The organism is Solirubrobacter ginsenosidimutans (assembly GCF_027587205.1).
In genome coordinates this window covers 43,484-66,788 of sequence record NZ_JAPDOD010000040.1, presented here as the reverse complement: position 1 = coordinate 66,788, position 23,305 = coordinate 43,484, and the positions used below count along the sequence as shown (strand labels likewise).

The following is a 23,305-nucleotide window of genomic DNA, read 5'->3' as shown; positions in this document are numbered from 1 at the left end:
GGTGCATGCCCACCAACGTCCTGATCGCCGGCGGCGGACCCGCGGCCCTCGAGGCCGCGCTGGCCCTGCACCGGCTAGCCGGAGACCGCGTCGCGACGACGCTGCTCGCGCCCGAGTCCAACCTCACCTACCGGCCGCTGAGCGTGCTCGCCCCGTTCGCCGCCGGGTCGGCTACGACCTATCCGATCGAGCGGATGGCCACCGACGCCCACTTCACGCACTATCGCGGGCGCCTTGCGCGCGTCGACGCCGCGGCGCACGCGGTCGTGACGGTCGCAGGAGAGCACCTGCCGTACGACGTGCTGCTGATCGCGTCGGGCGCACACCCGATCGAGCCGTTCAGCGGCGCGACCACGTTCACCGGCTCGCTGACCGATCAGGAGCGGTTGCACGGGATCGTCCAGGACGTCGAGGAGGGCTACGTCCGCCGCATCGCCTTCGTCGTCCCGCCCGGCAGCACCTGGCCGCTCCCGCTCTACGAGCTCGCGCTGATGCTGGCCGAGCGCGCGTACCAGATGTGCGCCGCGCTCGAGCTGCACTTCGTGACGCCCGAGGCGACGCCGCTTGCGATCTTCGGCGCCGACGCCACAGGCGAGCTCGCTGGACTCCTGGCCGAAGCCGGAATCGTGCTCCACGCCGCCACGGAGGCGAAGGTCCTCGCTCCCGGCCGGATCTCTCTCGGCGCGGACGGCGACCTGCTCGACGTCGATCGTCTGGTCACGCTCCCGCGGCTCGAAGGGCCGCGCCTTCCCGGGCTTCCCAGCAACCCCGAGGGCTTCCTCGTCATCGACGGTCACGCACGCGTGCAGGGCGTCGCTGACATCTACGCCGCCGGCGATGTCACAGCGTTCCCGATCAAGCAGGGCGGGATCGCCTGCCAGCAGGCGGACGCGGCAGCGGCCGACATCGCCCGCCGCGCGGGCGCGGCGGTGGAGGCGAAGCCGTTCACCACCGTGCTGCGCGGGATGCTGCTCACCGAGCGTTGGGCGCGCTTCCTGCGCCACGACGCCGCCGACGCACCGGAGCAGGCCGACGTGGCCGGCCGGGCGCTGTGGTGGCCGCCGACCAAGATCGCGGGCCGCGAGCTCGCGGGGTACTTGGAGGGTCTCGACGAGGAGGCCGGTCGCGACCTCGGGCTGCCGGTCAGCGTCGACGTCGGCACGCACGGCACCGACGGCATCGAAGTCCTCGGCTTGCGTTGACGAGATGACCGCGGTCGCGCATGAAGTTGACGTGGAGGCGATGCTGCACCGTCTCCTGGCGACCGCGGCAGAGCTGACGGGTGCCCGGTACGCCGCGGTCGGCGTCCTGGACGAGTTGGGTGACGGCCTCGAGCGGTTCGTCACCCACGGGCTCTCCGACGACGACCACGCGGCCATCGGGCATCTGCCTGAGGGTCACGGCCTGCTCGGCGCGGTCATCACCGATCCGCGCCCGCTGCGCGTCGACGCCCTCCACGAAGAGCCCCGCTCCGCCGGCTTTCCGCCAGGGCACCCGGCGATGGAGACGTTCCTCGGCGTGCCGGTGCTGATCCGCGGTGAGGCGTGGGGCATCCTCTACCTCTGCGACAAGCCCGACGGCGAGCCGTTCACGGATGCCGATGAGGAGGCCGTGGTCAGGCTCGCGGAGTGGGCGGCGATCGCGATCGAGAACGCGCGCAATTGCCAGGTGAGCGAACGACGCCGCGTCGAGCTCGAGCGCCTTGTGCGCCGGCTCGAGGCGGCGACGGCGATCGCGCGGGCGGTCGGTGGCGAAACGGACCTGGACCGGATCCTCGAGCTGATCGCCGAGCGCGGACGGTCGCTGATCGCAGCAGAGGGGCTCGTGATCCTGTTGCGCGAGGCCGGCGGCATGGTCGTCGCGGCAGAGGCGGGGGATGTCCCGGGGACGATCCGTGACCCGCTCGGGCTCGCCGCTGCGGGCGGCACTCTCGTTCCGCTGGTCTTCCGCGGACAGTCGCTCGGAATGCTCGTGGCGTTCGGCGCACCGGGCGATCGCGCCGACGAGGCGCTTCTGGAAGGCTTCGCCGCCAGCGCCGCGACGGCCGTCGCGACCGCGCGTAGCGTCGAGGAGCGACGCCTGCGCGAGGCGATCGGCGCGGCGGAAGAGGAGCGCCGGCGCTGGGCGCGCGAGCTGCACGACGACACCCTCCAAGGACTTGGCGGGTTGCAGATGTTGCTCGTGGCGTCAGCCCGCATCAACGACCCAGAGCACCTGCGCGCGGCGGTCCGGGATTCGATCGAGCGCATCGAGGAGCAGATCCACGGACTACGCGCGCTGATCCGCGAGCTGCGCCCCGCGGCGCTCGACGAGCTCGGGTTGGCCGCGGCGATCGAAGGGCTGGCGGGACGCGCCAAGGACCGCGAGCGAGTCGAGGTTTCCGCCGCGGTGCACCTCACCGCGACGCGGTACGCGCCCGAGCTCGAGACGACCGTCTACCGGGTCATCCAAGAGGCGTTGAACAACGCGATTCGGCACGCCAAGCCCACGCGCGTGCGGATCGCGGTCCAGGAGACCTCCGGCGTCATCCACATCTGCGTGAGCGACGACGGACAGGGCTTCGATCCCGCCACGCCCGACGCCGGGTTCGGGCTGACCGGGATGCGCGAGCGCATCTCGCTGCTGCGCGGAGACCTGCAGCTCGCCTCTTCAGCGACGGGGACTACGGTCTCCGCCGCGATCCCCGCTCTGTAGTTCTCCGCGCCGCGAGGATCCCGAGGGCCGCTGCCGCCGGAGCGCGCAACGGTGTCGGCACGACGTCCTCCTCGTAAGGCGAGTTCTCCCCGGCCGCCATCCGGGGGCTCTCGGGTCGCGGCCGGGAGAACTACGGACTCATCGGCTATCAGCGCGTGTGTGTCACGAAGAACGCGTGATCCTCGCGCCCGAGGACGGTGGAGGGGAGCACGTCGGAGTGGTGCTCGGCGGTGATCGGGCCCCAGTCGGCTCCGGCATGGAGCTCGCCGAGCAGCGCGAGCATCTGAAGCTCCCTGCGACGCAGCAGGAGCGTCGGGGCGGCATTCCGACGTGGCGCATCGACGCGAAGTACGGCGGGCGCGCGCGTGATCTCGCGTTCGCCGTCGAGATTTGTCCGCTTCGACGTCGCGCATGAGGCCGAAGTAGAAGCGGAAGGCGATCTCGCCGAAGCGGTCGCGCTCCGCGCCGCCAGGCGCGTCATCTCGTCCGCCCGCAGGCCTTCGACGTACTCGGTGACCAGCACGCGGCGCGCCGAGAAGTCAGTGTGCACGCGCGGCACCAGTACGTCACTCGCGACCCCGGCCTCGATGCCCTCCCCACGGAGCAGTACCCGCTCTGCGTTCCCACCACGCGCCGAACCCCGGAATCGTCGGTGAGCTCTCGCCGCGGACTTGTCGCTTGCCCCGGAGATTGCACGGGCAGAACGCAGCCTGCCGGCGCGCACACCCGCATTCGGGAGCACATCACGGCGTGATCGTCCCCGGCTGCCCCTGTCCGACGATCATCGAACGGATCGAGGGTAGTTTCCCGCGGCGAGTGGCGGCCTTGCGCTGATGGCCGGAGCCCTCGCCGGCCGTACCGTCCTTCCATGACCGATTCCACGACCTCCGCTGCTTCGCGTCGGGACGCCGTCGACGTCCTGCTCGACCGCCTCGGTCGCCTGCACGCCTCCACCGTCACGTTACGAACGGCGGCCGCCGACGTGCGCGCCGACGGAAACCAGACCACGCTGAATGGCGTACTGGAAGACGTTGAGCGCGATCTGCGGCTCGCGAGGGGCGAGACCGCTTCCGTCCGCCGCGAATTCCGCGCGTCACTAGTCCCGTAGCACGGGTCACGGCCAAAGCCGGCTCGTGGACGTAGTCGCCCGCAGCGAGTGCGTGTGGACTACCGATGTATCTGGGTGTCATCAGTGATGACCTCTCATGGCAGCAGCGCGTTATCACCGAACGGGAAAGACCATGACCGCAATCCTTCGAGAGCGCACCACCGATCCTGCCCCGGGTTCCGCTGACAGTCCGATCACCGTCGCTACGCAGTGCGGCAACTTCATCGACGGAGCCTTCGTTGCGCAGGTCCACGGCAAATACCGCGAGAACCGCACGCCCGTCACGGGCGAAGTGATCTGCGAGGTCGCGGACTCCACACGCGGCGACATCGAGCTCGCGCTCGACGCCGCCCACGCGGCCAAGGATGCGTGGGCCGCGCGGTCTCTCGCCGAGCGGGCGTCGGTGCTGAACGCGATCGCCGACGTGATGGAGGCCAACCTCGCGGAGCTGGCCATCGTCGAGAGCTGGGACAACGGCAAGCCGGTGCGTGAGACGCTCGGCGCCGATGTGCCGCTGGCGATCGACCACTTCCACTACTTCGCCGGCGCGGTCCGCGCCGAAGAGGGCCGGATCCTCCGAGATCGACAGCCACACGTACGCGTACCGCTTCCAGGAGCCGCCGGGCGTGGTCGGACACATCATCCCGTTCAACTTCCCGCTGCTGACTGCCTGGAAGATCGCGCCCGCCTTTGCGGCCGGCAACTGCACGATCGTCAAGCCGGCCAGTCCGACCCCGTCGTCGGTCCTGAAGTTGTGCGCGCTGATCGCCGACGTCGTCCACGGACACGCTCTTCCACGACCTGTGGATCCGTCCGTCGGCGATGGCCCGATGGTCTCGTCGGCCGAGTCAGACCGCGGGATTCCGGTCGCCGTTGCGGCGGCGACAAGGTCGCTGTGGCCGCGCGGCACGCGCTCGACGCGCTCGGCTCGCGCCGGGATCGCGCGCGTCGCCGGCGCGCGGGCGGCGCTCGGAGGGTGATGGGCACCCGCGTGACCTACTGCTGTTCTCTACGACAAAGGCGGTTCCCATGACGCTCGGCTATGACGGCAAGCTCTACATCCTCGCGTTCGATCACCGGGGGTCCTTCCAGACGAAGATGTTCGGGATCGAGGGGGACCCGACGCCCGCGGAGACGGAGACGATCACTGACGCCAAGAAGCTGATCTTCGAGGGCATGGCGAAGATCGTCGAGCGCGGAGCCGACCCCGCGGCCACCGGTGTGCTGGTCGACGAGCAGTTCGGCGGCGACATCCCCGAGCTCGCGAAGGATCTTGGCCTCAAGCTCGCCAGGCCGATCGAGAAGAGCGGGCTGAGCGAGTTCGACTTCCAGTACGGGGATGCCTTCAGCGAGCACATCGAGGCCGACGACGCCGACTTCTCGAAGGTTCTCGTCCGCCTCAACCCCGACGGCGACGCCGACACGAACCAGCGCCAGCTCGACCGCCTCAAGCGGCTGGCCGACTGGCTGCACGACCACGACCGCAAGTTCCTGTTCGAGCTGCTGGTCCCGGCCGAGCCCGACCAGCTCGAGGCCGTCGGCGGCGACTCGAACCGCTACGACGCCGAGCTACGCCCGGAGCTGATGCGCCGCGCGATCGCGCAGATCCACGACCACGGGATCGACGTCGACGTGTGGAAGATCGAGGGCGTCGACGCCCGCGAGCACGCTGAGATGCTGATCGCTCAGACGCGCACGGGCGAGGGCCGTGAGGGCGTGACCTCGGTCCTGCTGGGCCGCGGCGCCTCCGACGAGAAGGTCGACCATTGGCTCCGGCAGGCGGCGCCGGTCGAGGGCTTCATCGGTTTCGCCATCGGGCGGTCGATCTGGTGGGACGCGCTGAAGGGCTTCCTTGCCGGCGATCTCGAGCGCGCCGCCGCCTCCGACCAGATCGCGGACAACTACCTGCGCTTCGTGAAGGTCTACGACGACGCCAAGCGCGAAGCGCTCGTCTAGCCGAAGAAGGCCGCGGCCTCGTCGAGAAAGGCGGGGCCGACGGTCTTTGGCTCGGTGACGGCCTCGCCGAGGGGAACGAGGTCGATGACGTCGCCCTTGAGGGCGAGCATCGTGCCGAATGCGTTCTCGTGCACGGCGCCGATGGCCCGTAACCCGAAGCGGGTGGCCAGCACGCGGTCGTACGCGGTCGGCGTTCCGCCCCAGCTGGATGTGGCCCAGCACGGTCGCGCGTGTCTCGTAGCCGGTGCGCTCTTCGAGTGCGTCGGCCACGAACTGGCCGATACCCCCGAGTTGAGCGTGGCCGAAGGCATCGACCTTGCCGCTGGCGACCGAGAGGGTGCCTTCCTTCGGGATGGCGCCCTCGGCCACGACGATGATCGACGCGTAGCGACCCTTGCTGTGACGCTGCTTGATCTTGGCCGCAACCTCGTCGATGTCGAACGGCTGCTCGGGGATAAGGATCTCGGCGGCACCGCCGGCCAGGCCGGGGTACATCGCGATCCAACCGGCGTGGCGGCCCATCACCTCGCAGACGAAGACGCGGTCGTGTGACTCGGCGGTCGTGTGCAGGCGATCGATCGCGTCGGTCGCGATCTGTACGGCGGTATGAAAACCGAACGTGACCTCAGTGGCCGACAAGTCGTTGTCGATCGTCTTCGGGACTCCGATGACGTGCACGTCAGCTTGTGACAGCCTGTGCGCGACGCCGAGCGTGTCGTCGCCCCCGATGGCGACGAGAGCATCGATGTCGTTCTGCTTCAGCGTCTCTTTGACGGCATCGACCCCGCCTTCGACCTTGTACGGATTGGTCCGCGACGTGCCCAGGATGGTTCCGCCCTTGGGCAGGATGCCGCAACAGAGCTCGACGTCGAGCGGCGGGTGAGGTTCTCGGTCAGGCCCTTCCAGCCGTCACGGAATCCGACGAAGGTGTCGCCGTGCTCGACTTCGCCCTTGCGGACCACGGCACTGATGACGGCATTGAGTTCGGCGGCTACGCGGCGCAGGTCCGCCTCGGCGCGCGCCGCGTGTGCGCAATGCGCTGCCACAGGTGGCGCAGGTCCCGCTAGGCGCAACAGCGACCGGCAGAGGCTTTAACATCCACGCCGAATTCGCCGCGCGCGTCCGCGATCGCCTCACCGCCGAAACGAGCTTCGCGGTCGACGCTCCGGAGGGACCCTTCGAGGCGCCGGCCAACCGCGACGCGCTGGTCGAGCTCTCCGGTGCCCTCAAGGTCCTCGCCGTGTCGGATCAAGATCGCGGGCGACCTGGCGCTGATGGCTCGGGACCGCGCGTGGGGATCGGCGAGTTGCTCCTGCCCGAGCTGCAGAAGGGCTCCTCGATCATGCCGGGCAAGGTCAACCCGGTGATCACCGAGGTGGTCATGCAGGTCGGCGTGCAGGTGATCACAACGATGCGGTGATCACGATCGGCGGGTCTACAGGGCCAGTTCGAGCTCAATGTCCGCGTCCCCCTGATCGCCCGCAACCTGCTCCAGTCGCCGCAGCTTGTCTCGACCGCGAGCGCGCTGTTCACCGAGAAGTGCGTAAGCGGGATCGAGGCCAACCTCTAAGGCTGCGCCCGCTTCGCGGAGTCGACGCTCGCCGTGGCGACCGCGCTCAACCCGTTCATCGGCTACGACCGGGGCGCGGCGATCGTCAAGGACGCGACCAAGATCGGGCGGACGCTGCGTGCGAGCCCGGCGTCGATGAGGCGACCCTGGACGCCGCCCGGACCTCCGCACCATCGCGGCCCGGGAAACAAGGCAGCCCGGACGCCGTGCCGGGTGTAAGCTAGGGGTGCGCTTCGCTTCAAACCACGGCGAGCGATGTTCTTTCGGCTCCAGCATCTCGGCCGACGTCGGCGTGTCGATCTCGATGGTCCGCGCCTCAACGCACGCGTCAGGAGCCGAGCCCATCCAGCGCTTCACCCACCGATACGAAACACCTCGTGCGGAGCAACGCCACGGAGCGCCGCTCAACCTCACGCTCTTAGGGCCTCCAGAGGCGGGCAAGGGTACCCAGGCGGCGATCCTACGCGAGCAGTTCGACGTGGTGTACCTCGCCACCGGCGACATGCTCCGCCGTCACCGTGGCCGTGGCACGGACCTCGGCCTTGCGGCATCCAAGCCCATGCATGCGGGGCGACTGGTGCCGGACGATCTTGTGATCGCCATGGTGACCGATGCGTTGCCCGACGACTCCGGCTCCGGGCTTCTGCTCGACGGCTTCCCTCGCACCGTCGCACAGGCGGAGGCGCTCGACGACCTGCTGCGTGCACGCGACCGCTGCCTCACCGCCGCGATCCTCGTCGACGTGGCGGACGACGTCGTCATCGACCGCATCTCGGGACGCCGGGTATGCCCGAGCGGTCACGTGTTCCATGTCCGGTACAACCGTCCCGCGCGGGAAAGTGTCTGCGACGAAGACGGCGCGCCACTCGTGCGTCGCGACGATGACCACCCTGAGGCGGTCCGCCGGAGGCTGGCGGCCTACCACGACGCGACCGAGCCGCTCATCGCCCGCTATGCCCGCCTCGGACAGCTTCTGCGCGTCAACGGAGCGCCGTCCGCCGACGCGGTCTTCTCGCAGATCCGGCAGGGGCTCTCCGCCATGGCGTCACCATCCGCCGAACAGCAGGAGGCAGACCATGGAACAAGCAGTCATCGTTAGCGCCGTCCGGACGCCCGTCGGGACGTTCGGCGGCTGCTTCAAGGACGTGCCCGCCACCGAGCTGGGCAGCCACGCGATCCGGGCGGCGCTGGAGCGCGCCCAGATTGCACCGGAGGATGTGGACGAGGTGTTGCTCGGCTGCGTGTTGCAGGCCGGCCTCGGCCAGAACCCCGCGCGGCAGGCGGCGATCGGAGCTGGACTGCCGGTCGAGGTGCCCGCGACGACGCTCAACATGCTCTGCGGCTCCGGGCTGAAGGCCGTGACACTCGCGGCGCAGATCATTCGCGCAGGCGACGCCGACATCATCGTCGCCGGCGGCATGGAGAACATGACGCGAGCGCCGTACCTGGTGCCCAGCGGCCGCTTCGGAGCGCGCATGGGCGACGCGACGATGGTCGACTCGATGGTCCATGACGGGCTCATCGACGCCTTCGACAACGGCCATATGGGAATCACCGCCGAGAACGTCGCCGAGGACTACGGCATCACGCGCGAGCAGCAGGACGACTTCGCGGCCAAGAGCCAGCAGAAAGCCGAGCGCGCGATCGCCGACGGGACCTTCAAGGAGGAGATCGTTCCAATTGAGGTGCCCCAGAAGAAGGGTGGGCCGCGGCTCGTGGACAACGACGAGCACCCGCGCGCCGGCACGACGACCGCCACGCTGGGAAAGCTGCACACGGCGTTCCGCAAGGACGGCGGCACCGTCACCGCCGGCAACGCCTCCGGGGTCAACGACGGCGCGTCGGCCCTGGTCGTGATGTCGGAGACCATGGCCGCCAAACGTGGTCTCGTCCCGCTCGGCACGGTCGAGAGCTACGCCTCGGTTGGTGTCGAGCCCCGCGTCATGGGCATCGGTCCGATCTCGGCGACGCGCAAGGCGCTCGCGAAGATCGGCCTGCGTGTCGAGGACGTCGATCTGTTCGAGCTCAATGAGGCATTCGCATCGCAGTCGCTCGCCGTCCGTAACGAGTTGGGCATCGCGGAGGAGCGCGTGAATCCGCACGGCGGCGCGATCGCGCTCGGCCACCCGATCGGCGCCAGCGGGGGGCGCATCCTCGTCACGCTGCTGCATGAGATGAAACGCGAGCATCTTCACCGCGGTGTCGCGACGTTGTGTGTGGGCGGCGGCCAGGGACAGGCAGCCGTGATCGTCAACGGGGCGGCTTGACCTACAACGGTCAGCGCCGAACGCAAGCGTCAGGAACCGAGTATGTCCACCTCCGCACCGTCGCTGCTTCTCTCCGGTGAGCAGCTGGATCGCCGACTCGAGGAGCTGCTGCAACAGAAGCGTTTCTCGCCGCCCGCGCACTTCGCCGCCACCGCGCGCGGCCGCGGCGCGGCGCCGGACGTACTCGCCGAGAGCGATCAGGCGGCGTTCTGGGCCGAGCAGGCCCGGACGCTGCATTGGGACACGCCGTTCGCGAGCGTGCTCGACGAGTCCAATCCGCCGTTCTACACGTGGTTCGCCGACGGGACGCTGAACGTTTCCTATAACTGCCTGGACCGGCACGTACTGGCTGGCCACGGCGACCGCGTGGCGTTTCATTGGGCCGGCGAGGAGGGCGAGCAGCGCGCGATCACCTATGCCGAACTGCTGCGCGATGTCCAGCGGTTCGCCAACGCACTCAAAAGGCTCGGGGTAGGCAAGGGCGACATCGTAGGAATCTACTTGCCGATGATCCCCGAGGTCGTGGTCGCGATGCTCGCGTGCGCACGCATCGGCGCGCCGCACAACGTCGTGTTCGGCGGGTTCGCGCCCGAGGCGGTCAAGGACCGCATGAAGGTCTCGGCCGCCAAGGTTTTGGTCACCGCCGACGGTGGGCGCCGCAAGGGCAAGACCATGCCGGTCAAGGCCGCCTACGATGCCGCCGGTGAGCTCGATTCGCTCGAGCACATCGTGGTCGTGCGCCATGTTGGCATCGACGTGCCGATGCGGCCAGGTCGAGATGTTTTCTACGACGAGATCCTCGCCGCCGCCGACGACGTCTGCCCGGCGCATCCGATGGAGGCCGAGCACCCGCTGTTCATCCTCTACTCCTCGGGCTCGACGGCCAAGCCGAAGGGGATCGTCCACACCACCGGTGGGTACCTGACCGGTGTCAGCTCGACGCACAAGCTGGTGTTCGATCTCGATTCCGAGCGTGACGTGTTCTGGTGTACGGCCGATGTCGGCTGGGTCACCGGTCACTCCTACATCGTCTACGGGCCGCTGTGCAATGGCGCGACGAGCGTGATGTTCGAGGGTGCGCCTGACTATCCCCACAGGGGCATCTGGTGGGAGCTGATCGAGCGTTACGGGGTGACGGTCTTCTATACGGCGCCGACGGCGATCCGTGCCTGCATGAAGTGGGGGGCAGAAGAGCCCAATGTCCATGACCTCTCGACCCTGCGCGTGCTCGGATCCGTCGGCGAGCCGATCAATCCCAAGGCATGGTTGTGGTATCACGTCGTCGTCGGCCGCGAGCGCTGTCCGATCGTCGATACGTGGTGGCAGACCGAGACCGGTCAGATCATGATCTCGCCGGTCCCCGGGCACACCGAGACCAAGCCCGGGTCGGCGTGTCAAGCGTTGCCGGGCGTGGTGGCCGACGTCGTGGACGAGAAGACCGGTGAGAGCGTCGTCCAGGGTCAGGGGTTGTTGGTGCTCAAGCGCCCGTGGCCCGCGATGTTGCGCACGCTCTACGGAGAGGACGAGCGCTACGTCAAGACGTACTGGTCGCGCTTCGGCCCTGAGACGTACGTGGTCGGGGACGCCGCGATCCGCGACCAGGACGGTTCCCTGTGGATCGTGGGGCGCATCGACGACGTGATCAACGTGTCCGGGCATCGCCTCTCCACCGCCGAGGTCGAGTCGGTGATCATGACCCACGCCAAGGTCGCCGAGGCTGCGGTCGTGGCGCAGTCGGACGCGAGCACGGGCCAGGCGATCGTCGCCTTCGTGATCCTACGCGGCGAACTCGAGGGCACGCCTGAGTTGGAGGCCGAGATCCGTGAGCACGTCGCGCGCTACATCGGCAAGATCTCGCGGCCGAAATGCATCGTGTGGATCGACGAGCTGCCGAAGACGAACTCCGCGAAGATCATGCGGCGGCTGCTTCGCGACATCATGGAGGGCCGCCCGCTCGGCGACGTCACGACGCTCAGCGACCCGGCGGCGATGGCCGACCTCGCACGCAGGGTGGCCGCTGCACAGGCGATCTAGGAATGATCGCCACGGCTTTCGAACCGAGAACGCAACCACAGGAGGGTGTCATGGAACCAGCCGGCAGCCAACGCATCCCGGGCGTCGAGCATGCTCGTGTCAGCGATGCGATGAACACTGGGATCGTGGCGTGTCCAGGCGACGCGGGACTCAGAGAGATGGGCCGGTTGATGTCCAGCCATCACATCCACTGCCTCGTGACGTCACTCAGCGATCCGACGCGGTGGGCACTCGTCTCTGACGTCGACGTCGCGCAGTCTGCGCTGGGACGACCCGAAGCCACGGCAGCCGACCTTGCCGTGCGGGCGACCGGCATTCCCGATGAGACCACGCTGATCCGTGCACTCGAAGTCATGCGTGACCAGCGCACCTCGCACCTGATCGTGACCGACACGGAGACCGGGCAGCCGACGGGCATGGTCTCGGCGCTCGACATCGCCGGCATCGTTGGCTGGGGTGAGGGTTAGTGTGCCCGACTCCAATCTGACCGTTGCCGTCACCGGTCCGACTGGGACGTTCGGCTTCGGCCTCATGCCTCTGCTGCAGGATGACGCGCGGATCGCCCGCGTCGTCGGGATCGCGCGCCGTCCGTTCGACGCGAAGGAGCATGGTTGGACGAAGCTGACCTATCGGCGGGGCGACGTCCGCGATCGCGCCGCGCTGGAGGAGGCCTTCCAGGGCGCCGACGTCGTCGTGCACCTCGCGTTCATGATCACCGGAGGGGCGTCACGAGCGACGATCCGGCGGATCAATGTCGAGGGCACCCTGAACGCGTTCCGGGCGGCAGCCTCGGCGGGCGCCCGGCGATTCGTGTACGCCTCGTCGATTGCCGCGTACGGGTTCCACGGCGACAACCCCGTCGGGATGACCGAGGACTGGCCCGCTCGGCCGGCCGCCCACCTGTTCTACGCCCGGGAGAAAGCCGAGATCGAGCGGCTCCTCGGGAAGGAAGCCGCCCGCCATCCCGGGACCGGCCTCTATCTCCTGCGGCCGCCGGTCGTGCTCGGACCGGATGCGGTGGGCGCCAAGGAAATCGTCCCCGGAGTGCTCGCGCCGATCCTCCGCCGACTGGACGGCTTGAGAGGACGCGTGCCGCTTCCGGTCCTGACGCCGCCCGTGCCGGTTCAGTTCATCCATCAGGAGGACGTCGGACAGGCGTTCCTGCTGTGCATCGTCGGCGCGGGTGCCCCCGGCGTCTACAACATCACGGGCGACGGGGTACTGAGCGGTGCGCAACTGCTGCGGGAGCTCGGGTTCATGCCGATCCCCGCCCCGGGTGCGCTTCTCCGTGCGACCGCGCGCGGCGTTGCGGCCGTGCCCTTCGCCCCCGCCTTCGCGGGCTGGGCGGAGGCGATGTCACACCCATCGATCATGGACGCGAGCAAAGCCAAGGACAAACTCGGCTGGAGGCCGAGATACAGCAGCCTCGAGGCGCTGCGGGATACGTTGAACGGTCGCTAGGGGGAGATCGCCGAGGGTGGGGAGTGGCTCTACGCGCCGGTCTCTGGCGCCCACCATCCGCGCGATCGCTGCCTCTGCTCTGGTGCCGGTGTACCGGGTTACCGACAACCGCGCGCATGACATCGGCGGATTCAAGGGGTCTTGGCAACGCTCGAGGGTGGGGTTGCGATGGGCAAGGTCAAGCGGCGTCGCGCTGATCTGGTGGGCTCGGCGCCGGAGCGCCCATCGGTGGCGCGGCGTGAGGATCTGCAGCGGTTCTGGGCGGCGATCGCCCCGGGGGTGCCCGCGCGAGCAAGCTCCAGCCGGCCCGGACGAACAACGTTCTCAGGAACTCCACCTAGTGCACCGGTGCCGCTCGGGCGAGTGCCTCCAGCTCGGACAGGGCGGTGACGATGCCGTCTCGGAGTACGTCGAGATCAGGCACGCTGGCGCGATCGGCGAACACTCCGAACGTCATCGCACCGGCGTAGGAGACCACGGCGATACCCAACGCATGATCGGCTGCCAGCGGCACGATCGGCAGGATCTCGAGCAGCTCCGACCCGAAGGCGGACAGGGAGGACGGTGGGCCGGGGACGTTGGTGATCGTCACGTTGAACAGGCGTTTCGCGAACAGCGACCGGGCGAGCCCCGCGTGGAGGACCGGCGGGGCGAGTTCCGTCAGATCGGTCAACGCGCTGGCCGCGTGCGCCTGCCCGCCTGCCTTGAGCCTCTTGGTCGCGGCGCTCACCAGCTCGTAGCGGCGCAAAGGGTCGGACTCGGCCACCGGCAGGTCGACGAACAGCGAGGAGACCTGATTGCCGAGTTCGCCGCCGTCTCCCTCACGGCGGACGCTGACCGGGACCATCGCGCGCAGCCCGCGCGGCGGCTCCTCGCCGCGCTCCAGCAGCAGCGCGCGCAGGGCACCGGTCGCGGCGCACAGCACTACATCGTTGACGGTGCCGCCGAGTGCTGAACGGATGTCCTGCAACTCGTGGAAATCAACGTTGACGGTCGCGAACAGTCGCGTGGAACCAATCGGTACGTTAAGGCTCGACGCCGGCGCCGCGAACAGCTCCGCACGGATTAGCAGCTCGACCACGCCCCGCGAGCGTTCGAACGCGTCGCGGGGATGCAGCACCGCGTGGCTCCCCAGGTGGGCGGCGGCAACGCCGGCCCCGGCCAACAGCGTGACCGCGCCGAAGGGATTCGGGAGCCATCCGTGCGACCCGTCCGCGGGGGGAGACGTCGACGACTGGGGCGGTGCAGGCGCCGCGCCGAGCAGTAATCCGAGGAAATCGAGCGAGCCGACGCCGTCGACCAGGCAGTGATGGGTCTTGCACAGCAGCGCCCAGCCGTCCGCCAGACCGTCGAGTAGGACCATCTCCCACAGTGGGCGGCTGCGGTCCAGACGGTGCGAGTAGAAATCAGAGACCCAGTCCAGGAAGTCGCGCTCGTCACCCGGCGCCGGCAGGGTCGCGTGACGCACGTGCGCTGCGATCTCGAAGCGCTCGTCGCGCTTCCACGACGGCCAGGAAAGGCCCCCGGTGCGAGGCAGGTCGAGCTTCTGCCGGTAGCGCGGCAACCGGTCCAGGCACTGCTCGACGTGCTCGCGGATCTCGTCGATCGTCGGCGTCCCCCCGCCGGGACGAGACGCGAACACCAGCGCTCCGCCGATGTGCATCAGCACGCCGTCATCGGCCTCCTCGAGTTCCAAGAATGTGGCGTCGAGTGCGGTGAGCTGGTCGTCTGCGGACATCGTGATCCTCAGCTCGCTTTCAACGCGGCCGCGCCGGGTTCGACTTGGATTCCCAGTCCGCCGATCGTTGAAGCCAAGCCTTGGTAGTTGCCGATGAGCAGGCACAACTCGAGCGTCTCGCGGTGACCCAGAGCGGACTGAACGGCGCTCCACGTCGCGTCCGAGAGACGACGTTGGTCGAGCAACTCGTCGCTGGCGGCCAGCAGTGTCTGCTGACGGACCGTGAAGCGGTCGGCCGACGTCGCCTCGGCGACGCCCGCGATCTGGTCGGGCGTCAATCCCATGCGCAGCCCGAGTGGCACGTGCTGGTGCCACTCGTACGCGGAGCGACAGTGCCACGCGACGCGCAGGATCACCAGCTCGGTGTCGGATCGCGGCAGCTGCCCGAACGGCATCAGCTGTGCCGAGTACCAGAGCCAGGCGCGGAACAGGCGCGGGTATTGACCGAGCGTCGTGAAGATGTTCGGCGGCCCCGTGCCGGTTACGCGGCCCGCCACCTTGGACAGGATTCGCGCCAGCGGGCGGAGCTCGCCGGGGCGGGCGGCGGGGATTCGGGGCGTGCCGTTCTCCGGGGCCGGAAGCAGCGCCTGAAGCCTCGCCACCGTTGCGACGTTAGCGCGCTGGCGGCTCATGTCCCGGTCACGTCCGATAGAGCGCGACGGCCACCGTGATCCCCGCCCCGGCGGAGACGAACAGGGTCGTGCCCGACGCTGCGAGGCGTCCGGATTCGAGTGCCAGCGCGGGCGCGGCAGTGTGCGCGCCACCGAGCCCGTCCACGGTGGCTGGGACCCGGTCGGCCGGCACGCCGAGTCGCGCCGCCAACGCCTCGGCGAAACCGGGGACCGACGCCGTGGCAACGAGGAGGTCGATCTCGCCGAAGTCGAGCGTCTGCTCGTCCGCCAGTTCCCGGACCGTCGCCTCGGCGCACTCGAGCGCCTGGGCGGTGTAGGTCTCAGCCATCTCGACCGTCAGGACGTTGCGACCGTGACCGGCTGTCCCGCCGCGCGGGTCATCCTGCCAATCCACGTTGCTATGGAATAGCTCCGCGTACTCGGGGAAGGTGGCGAAGCGAAAGGCCGTGAACCCCGGGCGGGAGTCGTCCGCGCTCAGCAAGATGGCGCCGCCGACACCGGGGAACGTAAATCCGTCCGAGACGCCGGGTTCCGGATCCATGTCGCTCGCGACCACCATGCCGACCTCGGCGGTTCCAGACGCCAGCATGCCGTCGACCAGGCTGATGCCGGTCAGAAGGCCACAGCCCCCGTTGTAGACGTCGAAGGAGAATGTCCCATGCCCCGCCCCGGCGGGGCGGCTGCGGTTGGCGCCGATGTCCTCCTGGATCAGCGATGCGAACGCCGGCTCGCTGATGATCTTGTCGTGGAACAGGCCCGCGTTGATCAACAGGTCGAGGTCATCGGCACTCCGGCCCGCTCGCTCCAGGCACGACTGGGCGGCGACGTCGGCAAGCTCCAGCGCCCCGGGGTGCAGCGTCCGCCGGTGCGCGGCCGCGGTCGCGGTCGCGCTCGCCTCAATAATCGTGCCCATAGCGTCCCACCAGCTGGTCGACTTTGAAGATCACGATGCCCACTTCGAGGCCCGAGGCGATGGAGAGGAGCAGAACTCGATCTTCCTTCTGGAAGCGGCCCTCACGCAGGTACTTCCAGAGAGCGAGGAAATGGGTCGTCGACGACGTGTTCCCGAACTCGTCGACGGTCACGACGACATGCTTCGGCGCGGCGCCCAGGCGCTCGGAGAACTCCTTCACGCCCTTCTTGATCGCTCGCGCGGACGTCTGATGGGGAATGAAATAGTCGATCGCGTCGAACTCGAGGCCGGCCTCGTCGAGCGCCTCGCGCAGCATCGGCACCGTGTCCTCGATCCCGACCTCTTGAAGCGTCCTGGCGTCGCTGTACATGGACACTCCGCGACCGATCTTGGCCGGGAACGCCAGACAGAGACGGCTGTGCTCGGCCAGCGTCGTGAAGCCGGCCACCTCGATCCCGGGAGCGCCCTCGGGGGCCCGCTCGAGGATCGCCGCGGCGCCGGCGTCACCGAGCGTGAGCGAGGCGAGCTGGTCGTCCATCACCGTGCGCACCTCGCGCGCGGCGTTGACCCCGAGCTGCGAGATGTACTCGCCGCTGACGACCATCCCGCGCCGGACCCGGCCCGATCGGATCATGTCGTTGAGAATGAAGACGCCGGTCATCATCCCCGCGCAGGCGTTGGAGATGTCAAAGCTCAACGCCTGCCGGGCGCCGAGCGCCTCTTTGATCGACACGCTCAGCGGCGGCTCGAGCTGCACCCGCAGACCGCCGACGAAGTGGGTGATGCTCGCCACGATGATGACGTCGAGGTCCTCCGCGGCACAGTCCGCGTAGCTGAGGGCGTCGCGCGCCGCGCCCAGCGCAAGCGTGTAGGAGTCCTCGCCCTCGCCGGCGATGTGGCGCTCGCGGACGCCGGTCAGCCGCTCGAGATCGATGTCAGTCGGGTGCGCGGTCGTCGCCATCAGCTCGTCACTGCGTTGGCGTCGCTGCGGAAGCGATGCGCCGATGCCGGCGAACCGGCTCGTGTAGGACCCAGCTCGGGGGGAGCCGTCGACGCCGCCCTCGAGGGCCATCCAGTGCGGTCCGCCATTAGTACTCATAGAAACCCCGTCCCGACTTTCTGCCGAGCCGCCCGGCGGCGATCATGCGCTTCATAAGGGGCGGGGGTGCGTACTCGTCGCGCTTGAACTCCTCATACAGGGAGTTGCACACCGCATGCAGCACGTCGAGGCCGATGAAGTCGCACAATGCGAGCGGACCCATGGGGTGACCGGCCCCGAGTTTCATCCCCTCGTCGATGTCTTCGCGGCTGGCGAAATCCTCCTCATACATCCGTACCGCTGCCATCAAATACGGGATGAGCAGGAAGTTGACGACGAACCCGGATCGGTCCTTGGTCTCGATAGCCTGCTTGCCGAGTTGTGTGACAAAGGTGTGCGCCGTTTCGATGGTCACGTCGCTGGTGTCGAGGGCGCGCACGATCTCCACCAGATTCATCACGGGCACGGGGGAGAAGAAATGCAATCCCACCACGCGGTCGGAGTTGTGCACCGCACCGGCCAGTTGCGCGATCGGGATCGACGAGGTGTTCGACGCGATGACGGCATCGTCAGCGACGATGCCGCCGAGCGCCTTCATGATCGTCGTCTTGAGCTCGGCGTTCTCGGGGACCGCCTCGATCACGAGTTCGGCGCCGGCCAGGTCCTGCAGGTCGCTCGTCAGCGTCGTTCGCGCCACCGCCGCGTCGCGGTCCGCCCCGTCGCGCTTGCCGCGCTTGACGGCGCGCTCCAATGAGCTCTCGAACCGCCGGCGGGTGCCGTCGAGAAACTCCGGAAGTTCGCGCAGCACGACATCGATCCCGGCGAGTGCCGCGGATTCGGCGATGCCTGCGCCCATGAACCCGCCACCGACGATGCCCACCGTCGTGATCGGCTTGGAGCTGGCTGGCGCTTCGGCTGAGGCGGGCTCGAGTACGGTCGAGCTCATGAGCGTGACCCTTCGGTCATCGCCGCGACCGCGACCGGGATCCCCAGGTCGATCTCGGCCGACGGGACCATCGGGCCGTCGCCCGCGGAGGGGTCGACGATGCCCGCCTCCAGCCAGGTGTGGCGGCCTTTGAGGACATCCAGCGCCAGGCGATGGTTGGATTCGTCGGCGTTGGTCCAGAGGTCGTTGAACAGCCGTTCCGCGCGCAACTGGGCCTGGGTGCAGAACGCGACGGCCAGATCCTGGGTTTCGGCGGCCCGCTCGGGGTGCTCCCGGATCTGGGTCTGGGTGTAGACCACGGTTGCGGACATCGCGAACAGCTCGGCACCGATGTCGACGATCCGGCCCAGGAAGGCGCCATGGTTCTCGGTGCCGGCCTGCCAGCGTGCCATGCCGTAGAAGGTCGAGCGGGCGAGCTTGCGGCTCGAGCGCTCGACGAACCGCATCTGCCCCGCTAGTTCGCCGTAGTCGGAGTAGGCCTTGGGGGCCTGGCCGCGGCCGACGGCCAGCTTGGGGTACCAGCCGGCGTAGAAGGCGCCGGCCTTGGCGAATGCCTTCGCCTTGCGATCGAGCGGGACGTCAGGTTCCATCAGTTCCCCGGCGACGTGCAGGTGCTGGTCCATCGCCTCGCGGGCGATGATCAGGTGCATGATCTCCGTCGATCCCTCGAAGATGCGGTTGACGCGCATGTCGCGCAGAACCTGCTCGACCGGGACACCGCGCAGGCCGCGGGCCTGCAGGGACGCGGCGGTCTCGTAGCCGCGACCGCCGCACACCTGCATCAGTTCGTCGACGACGCGCCAGCCCATCTCGGACCCGTACAGCTTTGCGATCGCGGCCTCGATGCGGACGTCGTTGCGCTTCTCGTCCGCCAGTCGGCTGGCGACGTCGAGCATGGCTTCGAGGCCGTAGGCGGTCCCGGCGATGAACGCGATGCGCTGCGCGACCTCGTCGTGCTCACCGATCGGCTTGCCCCACTGGACGCGCTGGCTGGCGAACTCGCGGGCGATCTTCGTAGCCCACTTGCAGACGCCGGCGCAGATCGCCGGCAACGCGAGACGGCCGGTGTTGAGCGTGGCCAGGGCGATCTTGAGCCCGAGGCCCTCACGGCCGATCACGTTCTCGGCCGGAACGTAAGCGTCGGTGTAGCGCGTCTGGGAATTCTCGATGCCCCGCAGCCCCATGAACTCGCAGCGCGCCTCGACGACCACGCCCTCGGTCACGCTCGGAACGATGAAGGCGGTGATGCCGCCCTTGCGGCCTTCACTGCGCGGCACCTTCGCCAGCACGACGAGCACATCGGCCACGGTGCCGTTGGTGGTCCACAGCTTGCGGCCGTTGAGCAGATATCCCGAACCGTCCTCCGTCGGGGTCGCGGTGGTCGACACCCTGGCGGGGTCAGAGCCCACGCCCGGCTCGGTCAGCGCGAACGCGGACAGGTGCGTGGTAGAGACCTTCGGGAGCCACTCGCGCTTCTGCTCCTCGGAGCCGAACAGCAGCAGCGGCTGCGCCAGTCCGATCGACTGGTGCGCCGACAGCAGCGTCGAGAGGCTGGAGTGCCAGGTTCCGGCGAGCATCATCGCGCGGTTGTAGTAGACCTGCGACAGCCCGAGGCCGCCGTAGTCCACGGGCACCTTCATGCCGAGGGCGCCGATCCGCTTCAACCCGTCGACCACCTCGTCGGAGATCTTGTTGTCGCGTTCGATCGCCTGCGGATCGACGTGATCCTGCAGGTACGTGCCGAGCGTCGCAAGGAACAGCTCGCCCTTGTCGATCGCGTCGGCCGGCATCTCTGGTTGCGGGGAGATCAGCTCTGGCTGGAAGTTCCCCAAATACAGGCCCTTGCCGAAGCTGGGCAGCTTCCAGTCCTTCTCCCGAGCTGCCTCTGAGATCGCTCGAGCTTCCTTGTAGCCAGCGTCAGCAGGCATGGCAAACCCCTCATCATCGGTGGTGTGGCTGAGAGCCTTGACGCTCGACGAAAAAACTGAGAGGTCCGGGGGTCGGAGACGCAGTCAACTTTCGCGGCAAACACCAACCAGAATCGTCCTACGACGACAGACGACTCCACCAACGATAGTATCACGTTGGCGGTGCGGTCTCCGGCGCTAAGTGTCGCCCCTTCACTTTCTATTCACCGGTCGAGTGCGGCTTGACCGACTCGACGACGAACACGTCAAGCGTGCGCGGTCCGTGAACGCCTTCGACGCGGACGAGCTCGATGTCAACGGTGGCCGACGGGCCCGAGATGAACGTGATCGGCCGCCCCATCGCGGCGACCTGCTCCAGCGCCGCGATGCCGTCCGGCACGGACGCGACGATGTCCTCCGATCTGACCACGCACAGGTGGTAGTCGGGCACGAGCGTGAGGGCGCGCCGGCCCGAGGCGCCCACCCCGTCGAGCACGATCGTCCCGGTCTCCGCGATGGCGAGCGCGCAGCCGGAGAGCACGCCGTCCAGCTCATCCAGCCGGCGATGCGAGAGCGGGGGCTCGTCGCGCACCAACTCGACGCCGTCGACGACCCATGCCGGCGCCGCGGCCGGGATCGCGACGCGGCGCACCCCCCGGTGCGCGCAGGCGGCCGCCAGTGCGTCCGGCAACTGATCGTCGCGCAAGCGCTTCACGGTCGCTCGGTAGTCCGCGACGCGCCCGCAGAACAACTCGAGCGTCGTGGCATCGTCGCCGGCACCCATTGCGCCCGCTTGGTTATAGGTGCGCGGGACCTCGGGAGCCTCGACCGCCGGCCCCAGCGCCGTGCGCACCCGGGACAGCATGATCTCGCGGCTGCCGGTCATGGCGCCGGCGCGTCCCCGCGCATGGGCTGTGGGGGACGCGAGCGCCACCAGTCCCGGAAGGTCTGATCGGGTACCTGCGGAAGCCCGCGCATCGCCGACCAGCCCGGAAGCGAAGCCGCGACGATCGGCCCGCGGCCCAGCCGCGCGAGCTTCTGCGCCAGCTCATAGCGCTTCTGAGAGCCGAACACGCGACCGATGGCCTCCATGGCCAGCGCCTCAGGCGACAGCTTGCTCTTGTGCTCGCGGACGACCCGCGCGCGCAGGTGAAGGAGGATCGACGGGATGTCGATCTTGACCGGGCAAACCTCGTAGCACGCGCCGCACAACGTCGACGCCCACGGCAACGTCTTTGCGTTCTCAAGCCCGTGCAGCTGCGGGGTCAGGATGGCCCCGATCGGCCCGGGATAGACCGACTCGTAGGCATGGCCGCCGACGCGCGAATAGACCGGACAGGAGTTCAGGCAGGCCGAGCAGCGGATGCAATGCAGCGCCTGGCGGCCCACCTCGTCGGCCAGCACGTCGCTCCGGCCGTTGTCGAGCAGGACCAGGTGGAACTCCTGCGGTCCGTCGGGCGGGTCGGCATGGACTCCGGTCCAGAGCGAGGTGTACGGGTTCATCCGCTCGCCGGTGGCCGACCGCGGCAGCAACTGCACGAACACCTCGAGATCGCGCCAATCGGCCAGCACCTTCTCGATCCCCATCACCGTGATCAACACCTGCGGGAGCGTGAGGCACATCCGTCCGTTGCCCTCGGACTCCACCACACCGATCGTGCCGGTCTCGGCCACGGCGAAGTTCGCTCCGGAGATGGCCACCGGCACGGTGAGGAACATCTCGCGCAGATGGCGGCGCGAGGCGTCCGCGATCGCCGTGATGTCCCAGCCGAGGTCCTCACCACGCGCAATGGTGTCCTCGAACAGCAGCTTGATCTCCGCGCGGTTACGATGGATCGCCGGCACGAGGATGTGCGAGGAGGTGTCATGAGCGAGCTGGTTGATCAACTCCGCCAGGTCGGTTTCGATCGCCTCGATGCCCTGCGCGGCCAGCCCGTCGTTGAGACCGATCTCGTCGGTGGCGAGCGACTTGACCTTGATCACCTGGCGCGCGCCGTGCCCGGTGGCGATCCTGCCCACGATCGCGTGGCACTCGGCGGCGTCGTTCGCCCAATGTACCCGTCCGCCCGCGCGCGTGACCGATGCCTCCAACCGCTCCAGCTGCTCGGGCAGCGTGGCCATACAGCGCGTCTTGATCGCGGCGCCGGCGGCCCGCAGCTCCTGCCAATCGGGCACCTCGGCGACCCTCGCGGCGCGCCTTGCCCGGATCGTGCTCGTCGCCTTGCCCACGTTGCGGCGCATCTGCGTGTCGGCCAGCTCCCGACGCGCGGCAGCGGGAAATCCGGAGCCGCTCATAGGACATCCTCCACACAATGCGACGCCTGAAACCTGCGCCTGGACGCGCGGTGACCGCTGGCCAGGCTCATGTCGCCGCCAGGATCTCGGCCAGGTGCATGACCCGCACCCCGGCGCGCTGATGTTTGAGCGCCCCGCCGATGTGCAGCAGACACGAGTTGTCCGCCGCCGTGCACACCTCCGCACCGCTGTTGAGCAGATCGCGCAGCTTGTCGGACAGCATCGCCATCGAGGTATCCGCGTTCTTGACGGCGAAGGTCCCGCCGAAGCCGCAGCAGACATCCGCGTCATCCAACTCGACGAGGTCGATCCCCCGGACGTGCTCCAGCAGCCGCCGCGGGCGGTCTCCGATCGCCATCAGCCGCACCGAGTGACAGGTGGGGTGCAAGGTGACCTTGTGCGGGAATGTGGCACCGACATCCTCCAGTCCCAGCCGGTCGACCAGGAACTCGGTCAGCTCGAGCAGCCGACCGTCGAGCCCCGCACCGTTCTCGCGCAAGAACGCGACGCATGACGACGAGGGGGAGACCACCAGGTCGGCGTCGGCGAACACCCGCTCGAACCGCCGCGCCAACGTCAGCCCCCGGTCGCGATAGCCCGTGTTCGTGTGCATCTGCCCGCAGCAGGTCTGTGCCTCGGGAAAGTCGATGTCACAACCGAGTCGCTCGAGCAGCGACACCATCGCGCGCCCCGTCTGCGGAAACAGCGTGTCGTTGAAGCAGGTGATGAAGAGCGCGACTCGCAT

Annotated in this window: 21 protein-coding genes and 2 pseudogenes; 12 read left to right on the top strand and 11 right to left on the bottom strand. The window is 68.6% G+C overall.

The annotated features are described in order from the left end of the window. The first annotated feature begins 5 nt into the window (after positions 1–5). The gene (locus OM076_RS32245) at positions 6–1,202 is read left to right on the top strand and encodes an FAD-dependent oxidoreductase (RefSeq protein WP_270044259.1); all 1,197 of its coding nucleotides are present in this window, start codon (positions 6–8) and stop codon (positions 1,200–1,202) included. 4 nt (positions 1,203–1,206) lie between these two features. Beyond that, positions 1,207–2,694, top strand: coding sequence for a GAF domain-containing sensor histidine kinase (locus OM076_RS32240; RefSeq protein ID WP_372518108.1), 1,488 nt, complete (start codon positions 1,207–1,209; stop codon positions 2,692–2,694). 148 nt (positions 2,695–2,842) lie between these two features. Here OM076_RS32240 and OM076_RS32235 read toward each other — a convergent pair whose 3' ends face one another. Next, positions 2,843–3,253 (bottom strand): hypothetical protein, encoded by a 411-nt coding sequence (locus OM076_RS32235; protein WP_505017724.1) that lies wholly within the window; start codon positions 3,251–3,253, stop codon positions 2,843–2,845. Between the two features lie 309 nt (positions 3,254–3,562). Here OM076_RS32235 and OM076_RS32230 point away from each other — a divergent pair, with 309 nt between their 5' ends. The 3 genes and pseudogenes from OM076_RS32230 (at position 3,563) to OM076_RS32220 (ending at position 5,758) form a co-directional block, all read left to right on the top strand. Then, positions 3,563–3,802: a hypothetical protein gene (locus tag OM076_RS32230; RefSeq protein ID WP_270044256.1), complete on the top strand. Its 240-nt coding sequence runs from the start codon at positions 3,563–3,565 to the stop codon at positions 3,800–3,802. A 133-nt stretch (positions 3,803–3,935) separates the two neighbouring features. After that, positions 3,936–4,581: pseudogene (locus OM076_RS32225) on the top strand (aldehyde dehydrogenase family protein); the annotation flags it as partial. A 250-nt stretch (positions 4,582–4,831) separates the two neighbouring features. After that, on the top strand, positions 4,832–5,758 hold the full coding sequence (locus tag OM076_RS32220; protein WP_270044255.1) for a 2-deoxy-5-keto-D-gluconate 6-phosphate aldolase domain-containing protein: 927 nt from the start codon (positions 4,832–4,834) through the stop codon (positions 5,756–5,758). On the opposite strand, the pseudogene OM076_RS47010 reads toward OM076_RS32220, so the two are convergent. Further along, positions 5,755–6,762 (bottom strand): annotated as a pseudogene (locus OM076_RS47010) (ATP-dependent 6-phosphofructokinase). The gene OM076_RS32220 and the pseudogene OM076_RS47010 sit on opposite strands and share 4 nt — an antisense overlap. Positions 6,763–6,806: 44 nt before the next feature. Between OM076_RS47010 and OM076_RS32205 the strand changes: the two are divergent. From OM076_RS32205 to OM076_RS32180, 7 genes are all read left to right on the top strand, one after another. Then, positions 6,807–7,178 (top strand): lyase family protein, encoded by a 372-nt coding sequence (locus tag OM076_RS32205; protein ID WP_270044252.1) that lies wholly within the window; start codon positions 6,807–6,809, stop codon positions 7,176–7,178. A gap of 183 nt (positions 7,179–7,361) precedes the next feature. Continuing rightward, positions 7,362–7,547 carry a hypothetical protein gene (locus OM076_RS47005; RefSeq protein ID WP_372518107.1) on the top strand — a complete coding sequence of 62 codons (186 nt, stop codon included), beginning with the start codon at positions 7,362–7,364 and terminating at the stop codon, positions 7,545–7,547. A 7-nt stretch (positions 7,548–7,554) separates the two neighbouring features. Continuing rightward, positions 7,555–8,427, top strand: coding sequence for an adenylate kinase (locus OM076_RS32200; RefSeq protein ID WP_270044251.1), 873 nt, complete (start codon positions 7,555–7,557; stop codon positions 8,425–8,427). Continuing rightward, complete coding sequence (locus OM076_RS32195) at positions 8,405–9,595, top strand: acetyl-CoA C-acetyltransferase (protein WP_272598669.1); 1,191 nt, start codon at positions 8,405–8,407, stop codon at positions 9,593–9,595. The genes OM076_RS32200 and OM076_RS32195 overlap by 23 nt, the downstream gene beginning before the upstream one ends. 42 nt (positions 9,596–9,637) lie before the next feature. Beyond that, positions 9,638–11,629: an acetate--CoA ligase gene (acs, locus tag OM076_RS32190; protein WP_270044249.1), complete on the top strand. Its 1,992-nt coding sequence runs from the start codon at positions 9,638–9,640 to the stop codon at positions 11,627–11,629. A gap of 50 nt (positions 11,630–11,679) precedes the next feature. After that, on the top strand, positions 11,680–12,096 hold the full coding sequence (locus OM076_RS32185) for a CBS domain-containing protein (RefSeq protein WP_270044248.1): 417 nt from the start codon (positions 11,680–11,682) through the stop codon (positions 12,094–12,096). After that, the gene (locus OM076_RS32180) at positions 12,086–13,090 is read left to right on the top strand and encodes an NAD-dependent epimerase/dehydratase family protein (protein WP_308214362.1); all 1,005 of its coding nucleotides are present in this window, start codon (positions 12,086–12,088) and stop codon (positions 13,088–13,090) included. The genes OM076_RS32185 and OM076_RS32180 overlap by 11 nt, the downstream gene beginning before the upstream one ends. A gap of 337 nt (positions 13,091–13,427) precedes the next feature. On the opposite strand, the gene OM076_RS32175 is transcribed toward OM076_RS32180, so the two are convergent. The 9 genes from OM076_RS32175 to OM076_RS32135 all read right to left on the bottom strand — a co-directional run bounded on the left by OM076_RS32175 (position 13,428) and on the right by OM076_RS32135 (position 23,305). After that, the gene (locus OM076_RS32175) at positions 13,428–14,828 is read right to left on the bottom strand and encodes a WS/DGAT/MGAT family O-acyltransferase (RefSeq protein ID WP_270044274.1); all 1,401 of its coding nucleotides are present in this window, start codon (positions 14,826–14,828) and stop codon (positions 13,428–13,430) included. An 8-nt stretch (positions 14,829–14,836) separates the two neighbouring features. After that, positions 14,837–15,430, bottom strand: coding sequence for a carboxymuconolactone decarboxylase family protein (locus tag OM076_RS32170; protein ID WP_270044246.1), 594 nt, complete (start codon positions 15,428–15,430; stop codon positions 14,837–14,839). A gap of 37 nt (positions 15,431–15,467) precedes the next feature. Further along, positions 15,468–16,373 carry a 3-oxoacyl-ACP synthase III family protein gene (locus tag OM076_RS32165; protein WP_270044244.1) on the bottom strand — a complete coding sequence of 302 codons (906 nt, stop codon included), beginning with the start codon at positions 16,371–16,373 and terminating at the stop codon, positions 15,468–15,470. Beyond that, entirely contained in the window at positions 16,357–17,472 is a 1,116-nt protein-coding gene (locus OM076_RS32160; RefSeq protein ID WP_270044243.1) for a 3-oxoacyl-ACP synthase III family protein, read from the bottom strand. Before OM076_RS32160 ends, OM076_RS32165 begins: the two co-directional genes overlap by 17 nt. Next, the gene (locus OM076_RS32155) at positions 17,462–18,358 is read right to left on the bottom strand and encodes a 3-hydroxybutyryl-CoA dehydrogenase (protein WP_270044242.1); all 897 of its coding nucleotides are present in this window, start codon (positions 18,356–18,358) and stop codon (positions 17,462–17,464) included. Before OM076_RS32155 ends, OM076_RS32160 begins: the two co-directional genes overlap by 11 nt. Continuing rightward, positions 18,355–20,286 (bottom strand): acyl-CoA dehydrogenase family protein, encoded by a 1,932-nt coding sequence (locus tag OM076_RS32150; protein WP_270044241.1) that lies wholly within the window; start codon positions 20,284–20,286, stop codon positions 18,355–18,357. Before OM076_RS32150 ends, OM076_RS32155 begins: the two co-directional genes overlap by 4 nt. A 199-nt stretch (positions 20,287–20,485) precedes the next feature. Beyond that, the gene (locus OM076_RS32145) at positions 20,486–21,151 is read right to left on the bottom strand and encodes a LutC/YkgG family protein (RefSeq protein WP_270044240.1); all 666 of its coding nucleotides are present in this window, start codon (positions 21,149–21,151) and stop codon (positions 20,486–20,488) included. Continuing rightward, entirely contained in the window at positions 21,148–22,560 is a 1,413-nt protein-coding gene (locus tag OM076_RS32140) for a lactate utilization protein B (protein WP_270044239.1), read from the bottom strand. The genes OM076_RS32145 and OM076_RS32140 overlap by 4 nt, the downstream gene beginning before the upstream one ends. A gap of 67 nt (positions 22,561–22,627) precedes the next feature. Continuing rightward, on the bottom strand, positions 22,628–23,305 hold the full coding sequence (locus tag OM076_RS32135) for a (Fe-S)-binding protein (protein WP_270044238.1): 678 nt from the start codon (positions 23,303–23,305) through the stop codon (positions 22,628–22,630).

Excerpts from the sequence above, each read along its gene's own strand:
- OM076_RS32245 (WP_270044259.1), top strand. The coding sequence starts at position 6 with ATGCCCACCAACGTCCTGATCGCCGGCGGCGGACCCGCGGCCCTCGAG.
- OM076_RS32160 (WP_270044243.1), bottom strand. The coding sequence starts at position 17,472 with ATGAGTACTAATGGCGGACCGCACTGGATGGCCCTCGAGGGCGGCGTC.
- OM076_RS32140 (WP_270044239.1), bottom strand. The coding sequence starts at position 22,560 with ATGAGCGGCTCCGGATTTCCCGCTGCCGCGCGTCGGGAGCTGGCCGAC.
- OM076_RS32185 (WP_270044248.1), top strand. The coding sequence starts at position 11,680 with ATGGAACCAGCCGGCAGCCAACGCATCCCGGGCGTCGAGCATGCTCGT.
- OM076_RS32195 (WP_272598669.1), top strand. The coding sequence starts at position 8,405 with ATGGAACAAGCAGTCATCGTTAGCGCCGTCCGGACGCCCGTCGGGACG.
- OM076_RS32150 (WP_270044241.1), bottom strand. The coding sequence starts at position 20,286 with ATGCCTGCTGACGCTGGCTACAAGGAAGCTCGAGCGATCTCAGAGGCA.
- OM076_RS32135 (WP_270044238.1), bottom strand. The coding sequence starts at position 23,305 with ATGCGAGTCGCGCTCTTCATCACCTGCTTCAACGACACGCTGTTTCCG.
- OM076_RS32220 (WP_270044255.1), top strand. The coding sequence starts at position 4,832 with ATGACGCTCGGCTATGACGGCAAGCTCTACATCCTCGCGTTCGATCAC.
- OM076_RS32230 (WP_270044256.1), top strand. The coding sequence starts at position 3,563 with ATGACCGATTCCACGACCTCCGCTGCTTCGCGTCGGGACGCCGTCGAC.
- OM076_RS32155 (WP_270044242.1), bottom strand. The coding sequence starts at position 18,358 with ATGAGCTCGACCGTACTCGAGCCCGCCTCAGCCGAAGCGCCAGCCAGC.
- OM076_RS32145 (WP_270044240.1), bottom strand. The coding sequence starts at position 21,151 with ATGACCGGCAGCCGCGAGATCATGCTGTCCCGGGTGCGCACGGCGCTG.
- OM076_RS32165 (WP_270044244.1), bottom strand. The coding sequence starts at position 16,373 with ATGGGCACGATTATTGAGGCGAGCGCGACCGCGACCGCGGCCGCGCAC.
- acs (WP_270044249.1), top strand. The coding sequence starts at position 9,638 with ATGTCCACCTCCGCACCGTCGCTGCTTCTCTCCGGTGAGCAGCTGGAT.
- OM076_RS32240 (WP_372518108.1), top strand. The coding sequence starts at position 1,207 with ATGACCGCGGTCGCGCATGAAGTTGACGTGGAGGCGATGCTGCACCGT.
- OM076_RS32175 (WP_270044274.1), bottom strand. The coding sequence starts at position 14,828 with ATGTCCGCAGACGACCAGCTCACCGCACTCGACGCCACATTCTTGGAA.